This window comes from Actinoplanes sp. NPDC051405 (assembly GCF_055586185.1).
In genome coordinates this window covers 170,353-182,215 of sequence record NZ_JBVJIR010000008.1, presented here as the reverse complement: position 1 = coordinate 182,215, position 11,863 = coordinate 170,353, and the positions used below count along the sequence as shown (strand labels likewise).

The window sequence follows — 11,863 nt, the reverse complement described above, 5'->3', positions numbered from 1 at the left end:
CAGCCGCTACGGTCCGTACGCCGGGGGTCAAGATCGCAACATTTCGGATCCTTCGGTAGATGGCGGCCGTTGTGCCGTTGCCGGCGAGGTCCGAACAGAATCGGCCGGGCGCCGGCGAGCTTCCTACTTGGGTACCCTCACCAGGAAGGCCCACACCGATCCGTCCCCCGCGGCCTGTGCCGCCGCCCTGCCGAAGCTGTCGGCCAAGCGCAGCACGCCAGCCGGCAACACGCCTGCCTCGACGCCCTCGCAACCCGGACGCCCCTGTTCGCGCCCGGTATCGCCGCCAGGCAGCGCTGGCCCAGTCTCCGTGACACCGCCTACCACCGGCCAAGTCGATCGGCCCGTGCTGGGGTGGTCATTTCGCGGGCTGAGTAGCGTGGGACACGACCGCACGCGGGTTCGACGAGGACAGGGCGTGCGCGATGACGACGGACCGGGGACCGGATTGGCTTTCCGAGCGGGAGCTGGCGGCCGAACGCGAGGCCGGTACGCCGTTCGATCTCGCCGATTGTGTGCGTGAGCCGATCCACCGGCTGGGTGGTGTGCAGTCGTACGGCGCGCTGGTGGCCGCGCGGGCCGGGGTCGTCGAGATGGTGAGTGCCAACACGGCCGAGGTGCTCGGGCTGTCCGTCGATGAGCTGATCGGCGCTCCCCTGACCCTGCTGCTCGGCGACGAGCAGTGCGAGGCGCTGCTGGGGCTGGCCGAGGACAGCCCCGGGGCCGCGGAAACAGTGCCCGTCACCGTGGGCGACGGCCGGGAGTTCCACGTGACGGTGTACGTGGCCGACGGGCTGGTGGTGCTGGAGTTCGAACCGGTCGGCACCGCGAGCACGTTGTCGTTTTCCCGTACGTACGCCCCCATCCGGCAGGCGCTGACCCGGTTGCAGCGGGCGGGGTCGGTGGCTGAGGCCTGTCGTGCGGCCGTGCGGGAGGTGCGTGCGGTCACCGGGTACGACCGGGTGGTGGCGTACCGGTTCGACACCGTTGACGGGCCGGGGGAGGTCATCGCCGAGGACGTCGCGGACGACTGGGCACCGTGGCTGGGTCTGTGGTTCCCGGCCACCGACATCCCTCCGCAGGCCCGCCGGCTGTACGAGCAGAACTGGATCAGGGTCATCGTCGACGTCGATGACCCGGGTGCCGGGCTGGTCCCGCCGGTCCTGCCGGGTGCCGGCGTTCCCCTGGATCTGTCGTTGTCGGTGTTGCGGACGGTGTCGCCGTTCCATATCGAGTATCTGCGCAACATCGCGGTGACCTCGTCGATGTCGGTGTCGCTGCTGGCCGACGGGCGGTTGTGGGGGCTCATCGCCTGCCACGGGCGGGCCCCGAACCGGCTCAGCCCGGAGCTGCGGGCTGCGTGCGAGTTCTTCGGGGTGGCGCTGTCGCTGCACCTCGCCGCTTTGCGGGAGCGCGACGAGACGGCCGCCCGGGAACAGTCCCGCATCGTCATCGCGAGGCTGATGGAGACCATCGCGGAGGATCTGCCATCCGGCTGGGTGGGCGGCCCGGCCGGGCTCGACGGGATCCTGCCCTGTGATGCGGTGGCGATCAGGTTCGGCGGCCGGGTGACGGCGCACGGCTCCAGGGTGCACCCGGCGGCGGTGGCGCAGTTCTGGGCGGCGCTGCCCTCCCTGCGGTCCGGCGAGTTGTGGCAGTCCGACCGGGTCGGTGAGGTGCTCGGCCTGACCCCGTGCCCGGGTGGGGTCGACGGGGCGCTGGTGCTGCCGTTGGCCGGCGAGGATTGCATCGCTTGGCTGCGTACGGGTAGCGCCACGCAACAGCGCTGGGCGATCGATCCCGATCAACCCGTGGTCGCGGGCCCGAACGGCCGACGGCTGACCCCGCGCGGGTCGACGGCGGTGTATCTGGCCACGGTCCGGGGCCGCAGCACGCCGTGGTCGACGTCGGACCTGGTGATGGCGGCCGAACTCGGCCGGTCGATTGTGGAGGTGGCGCTCACGCACGCCCAGGCCGTGGGGGCCCTCAACGCCGAGCTGGCCCGCAGCAACGTCGACCTCGACTCGTTCGCTCACGCCGCCGGGCACGACCTCAAGGAACCGTTGCGCGGCATCGCCCACACGGCGGCGTTCATCGTCGAGGACGCGGGTTCCGGCCTCGACACGGTCACCGCGCGCCGGCTGACCGCCATCCAACGGCTGGCGACCCGGATGGATGAACTGCTGAACTCGCTGCTGCACATCTCCCGGCTGGGCCGCACCGAAGTGCGGCGCGAGGACATCGACCTGCGCGAAGCCGTGGACCGGGCGCTGGAGGTGGCCGGGCCCCGCCTGGCCGAGGAATCCGTCGACGTCCACCGGCCGGTGGCCGGCGAGGTGACGGTGCACGCCGACCCGGTGCGCCTCGACGAGGTGCTGATCAACCTGCTGGTCAACGCGGCGAAGTACGCCCGCCCCGGCGTGGCCCGCCAGGTCACCGTCGGCGGTGCACGGTTGACGCCTCCCGGCGGCGCCGAGCAGGTGTCCACTGTCTACGTCGCCGACAACGGCATCGGCATCCCGGAGCACCTGCGCGACCAGGCGTTCCAGCTGTTCAAGCGGTTGCACGCACCGGGTGAGCACGGCGGCGGGTCGGGCGCCGGGCTGGCCATCGTGCGGCGCCTCGTCGAGCGGCACGGCGGTCAGGCCTGGGCGGACTCGTCACCCGGCGGCGGGACCACGATCTGGCTCACCTTCCCCGCGACCTCACCCGATCCCTTGTCCGGAGCCGATGCGGCCCGCGACCGCCAGTAGTCGATGGTGCTCCGCAGGACGGTCTGGAACAGGCGAAGTTGAGCGGTTTGTAGACGTAGCTGTCCGCGCCGGCGGCGTAGCAGAGCTCCGCCTCGGCCGGCGCGGTCGACGAGGTGAACACCACGACGGTGATGTCGTCGTACGCGGGCACCGCCCTTACCCCGGATCCGGCAGGGGTCCGGCCGGGTCGGCCAGCCGGGCGACCACCGCGTCCCCTGGCCTGCCGCGCGCACGCTGCGCGCCCTGGTCGACCACGCGATGACGGTGAGCGGCGGTCGCTCCTAGACTCCGAGAGTGGAGATCAGTCAAGAGCGGGTCCTGGCCGGGATGTTGGACGCGGCGGAGGACGCCTCGCCGGTGGAAGCGGTCGAGGCGGTCACCCGTGAGCTCGGTGCGGCGCTGGGCGCGCGGACCGTGTCGTTCCTGATCGCCGATCTCAGCGGCCGGGCGCTGGTACGGCTGGCGCACGTGCCGTTCGGCCGTGTAGGCGGGACTCGCCGCGATGGTGACGAGGTCGCCACCGTGCTGCCGTTCGACGGCGGTCCCACCGAGCAGGCGTTGCGCACCCAGGCGGCGCAGGTCCTCGCCGGTCCTGACGGCTGGACGGTGTTGGCTCCGGTGACCGAACGCGGTGAGGCGATCGGCCTGCTGGAACTGGTGTTGCCCCAGGAGCCGAACGTGGGGGTCCTGAGGGACATCGCGCGTACGGCGCATGCGTTGGCGTTCGTGGTGATCGCGAACCGCCGGCACACCGACATGTTCGAGTGGGGACAACGCACGACCCCGTTCACCTTGTCGGCGGAGATCCAGCGCCGCCTGCTGCCGGCCTCGTTCACGTGCGAGGCCAGCGCGTTCACCCTGTCCGGCTGGCTGGAACCGGCCGCCAGCGTCGGTGGCGACACCTTCGACTACAGCCTGGGCCGCGACGCGCTGCATTTCAGTGTCACCGACGCGATGGGCCACGGCGTGCACAGCGCACTGACGGCCACCCTCGGTGTCGGGAGCCTGCGCAACACCCGCCGCCACGGGGCCGGCCTGGTGGAGCAGGCCGGTGCCGCGAACGCCGCAGTGGCCGGACACGCCGGGGTGCGCGGCAGCTTCGTCACCGGGGTACTCGGCCGCCTCGACCTGCGTACCGGGCTGTGCGCCCTGCTCAACGCCGGACACATTCCCCCGCTGCTGGTACGCGCCGGGGACGCCCAGCCGGTGCGGCTGCCCGGCAACTTCCCGCTGGGCATGTTCGCCGACGCCGACTTCCACCACGGTGAGATCACGCTGCAACCGGGCGACCGCCTGGTCATGGTCACCGACGGGATGCGCGAGCGCAACGCCGCCGCCCTGGACCTGCCCGCCATGTTGGGGTCGATCGGCGATCTGCACCCGCGCGAGGCTGTCCGGGCGTTGGCCGACGCGGTACTCGAGGTGGCCGGTCCGACGCTGGCCGATGACGCGACGCTGCTGATGCTGGACTGGTACGGCGGGCACGGGGGAAACCGGCGCACCAGCGCGGGCGCAGACCCCGAGCGGGCCAGTTCGGCACTGCCCGACTGACTACCCGGCGGATGTTCCGTCCACGGACGGCACATCCGCTTCGGCTGCCTGCACGGTGTCATAGAGGTCGATCACCTGATCGACCGAGGTGATCTTCAGGACGCTCAGCACTGCAGGCTGCGCCGCGGCCAGGCACAGCCGGCCACCGACATCCCCCAGCGCCTTGAACATCACCACGAGCGCGCCCAGCGCGCTGGAGTCCATGAACGCTACCCCGCCCATATCCACCACCACCTGGCGGTCACCGGCATCGACCAGCCGCTGCAGACCGTCGCGAAGCTCCGGGGCGGTTGCCATGTCGAGGTCACCGCGCACCTCGACCACGGTGCACCCCCGGCCCGGCCGGGCTGACAACAACAGATCCACAACGGCCTCCCAAGCGCGGACAATTCGCAGCCCCACCCTATGCGCCCAGCAGGAAACCCGCCGTGGCCGAGCCCACGACGAGGCCGTGCCGGGCCCGTTTCGGCCCACCGATCCCCGGGTACGGCACATCACGGTCGGCAAGATCGGGGTCGGCGCCGGGCCGAAGGGGGAGCTGCCGGAATGCGCGTGACCATGGATTTGTCACTGCCACGGCAACCACCGTCGGTGACCCGCGCTCGTCACGTGCTCACCACACTTCTCAGCCTCACCGACGCCGACCACGAGATTCGCGGTCACCTCGCCGTGCTGATCTCCGAGGCCTGCGCCAACGCGGTGGTGCACGCTGAGCAGGACAGTGCTGTCAAGGTCACCATCGTCATCGACGACCACGACTGCCTGATCGAGGTCGGCAACCGCGGCAGCACTCCCGACGGCGACGTGCTCACCGCCGAGCTGCCCGGCCCGCTGACTGTCGGCGGCCGTGGACTGCCCTTGATCGCCGCGCTCGCCGACACGGCAGCTTTCGTGAACGGACAACCCGGTCACGTGCTGCTCCGCATGACGAAACAACTCCACGCGTACGACCGTCAGTGAGCCTGTGACCACCAGTCCACTCCGGCTTTCCACATCACCTCAGAGAACGTTCAACGCTTGGGAGTGGTGGAGCGCTCGATCAGGAGCACGGCGACTTCGCGGAGTTTGCGGTTGGTCTCCTGAGACAGCCTGGTCAGGATGGTGAAGGCCTCGTCGGCGCTGCACCGCCGGTCGCCCATGATGATGCCCTTGGCCTGCTCGATCACGGCGCGGCTACGCATCGCGATCTCCATGTGTTGGGCGAGGGTGGTCTTGGCGTTGTAGAGGTAGGCGTTGGCCATGGCCACCTCGGCATAGCTCGCGAAGGTCTGCGCGACGGCGAGGGCGTCCTCGTCGAAGGCGTCGGGTTTGTCGGCGTAGATGTTGAGCGCCCCGGTGACGGCCTCCTGCACGGGCAGTCCGATCGACAGGGAGCTGTGAGCTCCCGCCTCGCAAGCCCGGACGGTCCAGTCCGGCCACCGGCTGTCGGCGGTCATGTCGGCGATGTGCTGAGTGCTGGTGGAGACTGCCGCGGCGAGGCAGGGTCCGTGGCCGAGTTCGTACTGGAACTCGTCAAGGCTCAGGGCGAGGTCGCCAGTAAAGGCGGGGGTATATGCACCCTTGGCCGGCACCAGGGTGACGGAAACCTCGGTAGCACCAGGGATCGTGCGTTTGGCGAGGTCGGCGATCTGATGGAACACGCCGTTGAGGTCGGTTTCACTGAGCTTGATCCGGCCGAGCCGGGCAAAGGCGTCGGCGGGTTCCATGTACGGGGTGTGCGTCATGAGCTGTGTGTCCTTGCGATGGACACATCACCGCCACCCCTGATGGGTGCGGGTGTGCGCGGATCCGCTGTAGGACTCTCGAGCGAGAGGCCCTGGACCGCGCCGCTGCTTGACGCTGGCTCGGCCGACCTTCGAAGAATGTCGACCCCAGGCCACTGAGCTTACTCCTGGTACGGTCGATAAACCGTTCAGGCGGCGACGCGCTGGACGATGCCCCTCGATCTGGGCGAGTGCGCCGTGTGGAACTTGCCGGTCGCGGTCTTCCAGGGGCCGCCGGTTGAGCAGCCAGCCGTCGGTTCCGAGGGCAGATCCATCGAAACTGCCCACTGCTGCGGTGCTACGGGGCGCGGGATATGGCCTTTCGAGACAACGGGCAGCAGCCGGGTCAGCGGTTCCTCGCCGGGCCGCCGGACGCCCCCCAGCTTCGACTCTTGGCATCGTTACGCAGTCGTCGAGCGCGAGCGGCGGTGCGTTGGCCGTACCGCCCGGGTCGCAACGTGAATCGCACCGGCGCGACGACGTCATCCGGTATCGCGGCCAGTCAGCCCGAGGACGAGCCGGAATCCGGCCAGGACGCCAGTTCCACTTCGATCTCCCGCTGGTCGACCGCTCGCTCCCGGGAACCGATCTCCCGCTCCCGAGCATCGAGAAGGTCGCTACGGAGCTGGATGCCGGCTTCGCGCTGCTCGGCTACCCGTTCCAGAACAGCAAGACGTCGCTCACGCGCGTCGGACTGCTGACGCAACACCCCGGCTTCAGCAATACGCGGCTGGGCCGCCTCGCTGGCAGTGACCTGCTCGCGGGCGAGGACTTCCTCGCCCACCTCATCGCTCTGCCAACGGCCCGGGTTCGCACCCATCATGGCGGCCGACACAGCAACCTCGGCATCGATCTCGGCCTGCTGATCAAGTTTCTCCTGCTCAGCATTCACTTCTCCACACTGGCACGACGTTGGCATCAGCAGAAGACGAGCAATGCCCATCCGGGTGAGGGCGCACCGTTGACGCGGCAGGCGGTATCGCGTGAACTACGAGGTCACATGGCCCGCAGATGGGCCGCGTCGGCGGGGCTGGTCGGTCCGCGCGGCCTGGCTTTTCTCGGGTCTTGCGTGCTCGTGCTTGGCATACGCGGGGCCGATGGCATTCGGTCGTATCGTCAAGGGCGGCGGGGTTGGATGAGCTCTCCGGTGTCGGTGAGTGCGCGGGCGACGTCGATGAGTTTGGTGTTGGTGTGCTGGCTGGCCCGGCTCAGGACGGTGAACGCCTGGTCGGCGGTGAGTTTGTGGCGTTCCATCAGGATGCCTTTGGCCTGTCCGATGAGGTCACGCGCGGCGACGGCGTTGTTCATGTGCTCCTGCTGTTGGGCGCCGGACATGGCCACGGCGGCATGGGAGGCGAACAGCAGCCCGATGTGTTCGGAGTCGGCGTCGAAGGCGTTCTTGTGCTCGGAGTACAGGTTGAGGGCACCGAGGTTGTCCTGCTGCACGTAAAGCTGGAACGACAACATGCTCAGCACTCCCAGTTCGGCGGTGCGGCCGGTGAACTTCGGCCACCGAGCTTCGGTGCTCATGTCCGGCAGGGACACGGTCTGCTGCTCGTATACGGCGCTCAGGCACGGTCCTTCGCCGGTGTCGTACTGCACCTGATCGACCGCGTAGACGACGTCGGCGGTCCCGGCCCGGGTGTGGATCTCCCGGCGGCGTTCCACCACCGACAGGGCGGCGTACTGCGCACCCGGGACCGTGCCGACGGCCGCGCCCACGATCGCCTGCAACGTCTCATCGACGCCGTCCTCGTTCTGCAGTGTCCGCGCGAGGTCACTGAGCCGTCCCGCGAGGTCATCCAAGCCGCCAGCGTCCGGTGACGTCTCGCCGCGGCCCTTGTTTGCATCGCTGTGGCTGCCCGCCATGCCCTTCTCCATCTCGATGTTGCGGCGGTCCCGGACGGAGTTTGCATACCGTCCGGGACCTGACCAGGTCACTGTCGCGAACCGTGTCCTAGCTTGGCGGTCGTATGCCCCCCGGGGAAGCATTCACGCCCCTGGCCCGGTCCACAGCCTCTCGGGAGGGTGCCGTCTGCTCCTGGGCATGGGCTGGCTGCAAGCTCACGAGCGCGGCTCGCCGCCGCCGGGGCGGGAAGGCGCGGACACCCAGCCAGAGCGAAGATACGGGCCCCCAGCGGACCGAGAGGGCGCTGCGACGTACCGTGCGGCGGCCGAGGTGGTGTGCTCACAGGTTGCTGTCCCTGCTGAGGGGGGCCACGTGGGGGCTGGCCGGCGGGCCGACGCCGGGTTCACCGGAGACGTCGGACGGTTTCGCGATGTCAGGCAGGAGGCGTCCGACGAAGGTGGGGGACCACTCGGCGAGTAGCAGGGTGGCGTCGTCGGTAGCGGGACCGTCGTGGTGCCCGGCGACGGCTTGCGCCAGCCGGCGCAGGGTTTCCGGAGCGGGCAGCCCGGCGGTGGCGTGGCGTTCGGCGTGGTCGATCAGCCGGTCGACGCCGAACTGTTCGCCGTGGGCGTCGCGGGCTTCCGTGATGCCGTCGGTGTAGAGGAGCAGCCGGTCGCCGGGTTCCATGATTTCCTCGCCGAGCCGCGTGGAGACGTCGTCGAGACCGAGCGGCATCCGTCTGCCGCCGGGCAACTCCCGGACGACTTTGTTGGCGCGCAGCAGCAGGGGGGCGGGGTGGCCTGCGTTGATGTACCGCAGCACGCCGGTGTCCAGGTTGAGTTCGGCGAGGATCGCGGTGACGAACCGGGCGTCGCTGAACTGCTCCAGCAATGCAGCGTCGGCTGCTCTGGCTTGGGCGTGCAGATCGTGTCCGGCGCGGCGGGCGGCACGGATCGCGATGACAGCCACTGTGTACGCCAGGCCGGCCTTCATGCCGTGGCCGACCCCGTCGAAGATCATCATCCGGGCGAGGGGGCCGTCGATGGCGTAGTCGTAGCCGTCGCCACCGACGTCGTAGCGCGGTTCGAGGATCGCGCTGATGACCAGGCGTTCGCAGCTGGCCGTCAGCGGGGGCAGCATCTGCGCCAACAACTCAGCACTGTTGGACATCGGCCGGGCCCGGCGGACCTGGAACAGGAAGTCACCCTTCGGCGCGGTCACCGTGACCAGGTGCCCGATCAGCCCCGCCATCGTCTCGCACCGCTGCCGGATGAGGTCATTGTCCTGGGCGATGCCGCCGGTGACGGTGAACTCGATAACACCGAGGCGGTCGGTGCCGTTGACGATCGGCACCCACCACCCGCTGCTCTGTACGGTGGGCATGCTCCGTACCAGGGTGAACGCCTGGCCGGGAAGGGATCCCTCCAGGTCGATCGGCTCGGCCGCGGGCCGGTCATCGGCCGGGACGGGCCGTAACGCCCGCTGCTCGTCGTCGACAAGGTAGATCGCGGCGTGGATGCCCAGCGGTGCCAGCACAGCGGTGACCGCCGGGGCCAGGCCGTCGGCCTGGAACAAGTGCGAGCGGTCCAGCAGATCGGTGAATGCGGCAAGCCAGCGGTGCTCGGCGGGTGTGGGGATGGTCATGACTGGTCTGCTCCTGCCGCATGGGTGATGTTCACGCGTCAACGCCCGTGCGGGCCACGGCGCGTTCGAGGACCCGGTACACCGTCGGTCGGGACACCTCGAACAGCTCGGCGGCGGGTGTTCCCCTGCGGCGTGCAACTAAGCAGGTTGGCCTGCCGGGATGGGTGGGCGAGGTGAATTGGCAGGCTCAGGGCTCAGGGAGCGGTAGAGCGTTCGACAAGGGCCACGGCGCTGCACCGCCGGTCGCCCATACGGGCAGTCCGATCGACAGGGAACTTGTGAGCTCCGGCTTCGTGAGCCCGGACGATCCAGTCCGGCCGGCGGCTCTCGGTGCTCAGGTCAGCGACGTGCTGGGTGCTGGTGGGGACTGCGGCGTCGGGGCCGTGGCCGAGTCTACTGCGACTCATCGAGCGTTTCGGTGGCGCGGTGGCCAACCCTTCGCCGTGGGCCCCGATGGACGTGATGAGGGCGGCACCCACTTGTCGAGGTTCTTGCGTTTCCTTGCCTCGAGCTGGGTGAACGGTCTCGGGTCCGGGCGAGCTGTTGCTTCTTGTCGCGGATCTGATTCAGGCTCGTGGACACGCTGCGTCGGGTCTCGGCGGCGCTACGTTTGTAGGTGTACCACCGATCGGCAATGATGCGGGTTTCGCGATGCCGCTGCCGGTACATCTCCAACGCTGCGGCCTCGTGTTCGAGTGTCTGGCGCGCTTCCCTCAATGACTTTTCGGATTGTTGCGCGCGAGTTGTGACGGTATGAGCGGAGCTTTCACCTTGCCATTGCCATTGCCGGACCGGCGGCCGAGCCGGAGATAGCAGAAGCCGCCCACGACCAATGTGACAACCGCCGGCTGAGGCGAGTGGCCTCGGGATTGAACCGACTGATTTCCGCGACGCAGGCGCCCACATTGGCGACTATTTGCGAAGCGGGCAGCGCTGACCGGCCGGCCGGCTCAGCTGGGGAACCCGCACATCTTCCACCGCTCCCCGTCCTCATCAAGGATGTAGACCTCCTTCTCCCGGGTCCCGTCCCCCCGCTGCACGTCGACACTGACCGTCGCCTGCCCGCGCGCGTGCTCCACATCCGTCAACAGGATCTGGAAATCCGTGACCGGCTTCTCCGGCGGCCCGGCGAGGTCCTCGAGCCGGAACTCCTCCTTCGCCTCCGCGCACAGCCCGTCGTACCCCGCCTTGCTGAGCCCGTCGCGGCGGTCCTCGATGAAGGCCGCCGTCGTCTTCTCGACCTCTTTGTCGATGTCGGTCACGTGCTTGAGCCGGAAGAAGAGCCGGCCGAGCCCCAGCGCGCACACCAGCACCGTCAGGATGCCCACCGTCACCAGGACGATGAGCCAGGGGCGGCGCTTGCGGGGCGGGGGCGTGGGAGCGGGAGCGAAGGCCGGGGGCGGAGGCGGGAACGAAGTCACCGCGCCACCCTAAGGGGGCGGTAGCGCCTGCTGTACCCCCGGCGGGCAGCCTGCTTCATCGAAGCTGAGCCGTGATCTCCCTAGCGTCGGAGGAGACCGCACAACACCGCTTCGGAGGGCCCCAGCCATGTCAGATATCGCCGTCACCGTCGAAGGTGTCAGCAAGACGTACGGCGGTGAGCAGCCCGTCGTTGCCCTCGCCGACGTCGACGCCTGGTTCCTCAAGGGGACCGCCACCGCCGTCATGGGACCGTCCGGTTCCGGCAAGAGCACGCTGCTGCACTGCGCCGCCGGGCTCGACCGGCCGTCCTCGGGGCGGGTGCGGATCGGAGACACCGATCTTTCGTCGATGTCCGAGAAGGCGCTCACCAAGCTGCGCCGCAACCGGATCGGTTTTGTGTTCCAGGCGTTCAACCTGGTCGGTGCCTTGACCGTCGAGCAGAACATCCTGTTGCCGTCCCGGCTTTCCGGCAATCGCCCGGACCGGGCCTGGCTCGCCGAGGTCGTCGGCCGGGTCGGGCTCGGTGACCGGCTGGGGCACCGGCCGTCGGAGCTTTCCGGTGGTCAGCAGCAGCGGGTGGCGATCGCCCGGGCGCTGGTCACCCGGCCTGAGGTGATCTTCTGCGATGAGCCGACCGGCGCGCTCGACACGCAGACCGCGGCCGAGGTGCTGACGCTGCTGCGGTCGGTCGTCGATGACACCGGGCAGACCGTGATCATGGTGACCCACGATCCCGTCGCCGCCTCGTACGCCGACCGGGTCATGGTGCTCGCGGACGGCCGGATCGTGCAGGACATGCCGCAGCCAGGTGCCGAGCGCATCGCCGAGCAGCTGGCCCGGCTCGGCCGCCGGCAGCCCGTCGCAAGCCGGGAGGGCTGAGC

10 protein-coding genes are annotated in these 11,863 nt (G+C 69.4%); 4 read left to right on the top strand and 6 right to left on the bottom strand.

The features are described from left to right. Positions 1-425 precede the first annotated feature (425 nt). Together ACZ6S4_RS19225 and ACZ6S4_RS19220 are read left to right on the top strand one after the other, a co-directional pair. A complete protein-coding gene (locus ACZ6S4_RS19225; RefSeq protein ID WP_465476243.1) occupies positions 426-2,753 on the top strand; it encodes an ATP-binding protein in 2,328 nt (775 codons plus the stop codon). 294 nt (positions 2,754-3,047) lie between these two features. Continuing rightward, entirely contained in the window at positions 3,048-4,304 is a 1,257-nt protein-coding gene (locus ACZ6S4_RS19220; protein ID WP_465476242.1) for a PP2C family protein-serine/threonine phosphatase, read from the top strand. Here the strand turns inward: ACZ6S4_RS19220 and ACZ6S4_RS19215 are convergent, their stop codons facing one another. Next, on the bottom strand, positions 4,305-4,670 hold the full coding sequence (locus ACZ6S4_RS19215) for an STAS domain-containing protein (RefSeq protein WP_465476241.1): 366 nt from the start codon (positions 4,668-4,670) through the stop codon (positions 4,305-4,307). It abuts the gene before it with no gap. A gap of 39 nt (positions 4,671-4,709) precedes the next feature. Here ACZ6S4_RS19215 and ACZ6S4_RS19210 point away from each other — a divergent pair, with 39 nt between their 5' ends. After that, a complete protein-coding gene (locus tag ACZ6S4_RS19210; RefSeq protein WP_465476240.1) occupies positions 4,710-5,264 on the top strand; it encodes an ATP-binding protein in 555 nt (184 codons plus the stop codon). Positions 5,265-5,314: 50 nt separating this feature from the next. Here the strand turns inward: ACZ6S4_RS19210 and ACZ6S4_RS19205 are convergent, their stop codons facing one another. The 5 genes from ACZ6S4_RS19205 to ACZ6S4_RS19185 all read right to left on the bottom strand — a co-directional run bounded on the left by ACZ6S4_RS19205 (position 5,315) and on the right by ACZ6S4_RS19185 (position 10,981). Further along, positions 5,315-6,028, bottom strand: coding sequence for an ANTAR domain-containing protein (locus ACZ6S4_RS19205; RefSeq protein ID WP_465476239.1), 714 nt, complete (start codon positions 6,026-6,028; stop codon positions 5,315-5,317). Positions 6,029-6,569: 541 nt separating this feature from the next. Continuing rightward, complete coding sequence (locus ACZ6S4_RS19200; protein WP_465476238.1) at positions 6,570-6,959, bottom strand: hypothetical protein; 390 nt, start codon at positions 6,957-6,959, stop codon at positions 6,570-6,572. 224 nt (positions 6,960-7,183) lie between these two features. Continuing rightward, the gene (locus tag ACZ6S4_RS19195) at positions 7,184-7,873 is read right to left on the bottom strand and encodes a GAF and ANTAR domain-containing protein (protein ID WP_465476237.1); all 690 of its coding nucleotides are present in this window, start codon (positions 7,871-7,873) and stop codon (positions 7,184-7,186) included. 382 nt (positions 7,874-8,255) lie between these two features. Further along, positions 8,256-9,560, bottom strand: coding sequence for a PP2C family protein-serine/threonine phosphatase (locus ACZ6S4_RS19190; RefSeq protein WP_465476236.1), 1,305 nt, complete (start codon positions 9,558-9,560; stop codon positions 8,256-8,258). Positions 9,561-10,510: 950 nt separating this feature from the next. Then, positions 10,511-10,981: a hypothetical protein gene (locus ACZ6S4_RS19185; protein ID WP_465476235.1), complete on the bottom strand. Its 471-nt coding sequence runs from the start codon at positions 10,979-10,981 to the stop codon at positions 10,511-10,513. 127 nt (positions 10,982-11,108) lie between these two features. Between ACZ6S4_RS19185 and ACZ6S4_RS19180 the strand changes: the two genes are divergently transcribed. After that, positions 11,109-11,861, top strand: coding sequence for an ABC transporter ATP-binding protein (locus ACZ6S4_RS19180; protein WP_465476234.1), 753 nt, complete (start codon positions 11,109-11,111; stop codon positions 11,859-11,861). The last annotated feature ends 2 nt before the right edge of the window (positions 11,862-11,863 follow it).

Excerpts from the sequence above, each read along its gene's own strand:
- ACZ6S4_RS19225 (WP_465476243.1), top strand. The coding sequence starts at position 426 with ATGACGACGGACCGGGGACCGGATTGGCTTTCCGAGCGGGAGCTGGCG.
- ACZ6S4_RS19210 (WP_465476240.1), top strand. The coding sequence starts at position 4,710 with ATGCGCCCAGCAGGAAACCCGCCGTGGCCGAGCCCACGACGAGGCCGT.
- ACZ6S4_RS19205 (WP_465476239.1), bottom strand. The coding sequence starts at position 6,028 with ATGACGCACACCCCGTACATGGAACCCGCCGACGCCTTTGCCCGGCTC.
- ACZ6S4_RS19190 (WP_465476236.1), bottom strand. The coding sequence starts at position 9,560 with ATGACCATCCCCACACCCGCCGAGCACCGCTGGCTTGCCGCATTCACC.
- ACZ6S4_RS19180 (WP_465476234.1), top strand. The coding sequence starts at position 11,109 with ATGTCAGATATCGCCGTCACCGTCGAAGGTGTCAGCAAGACGTACGGC.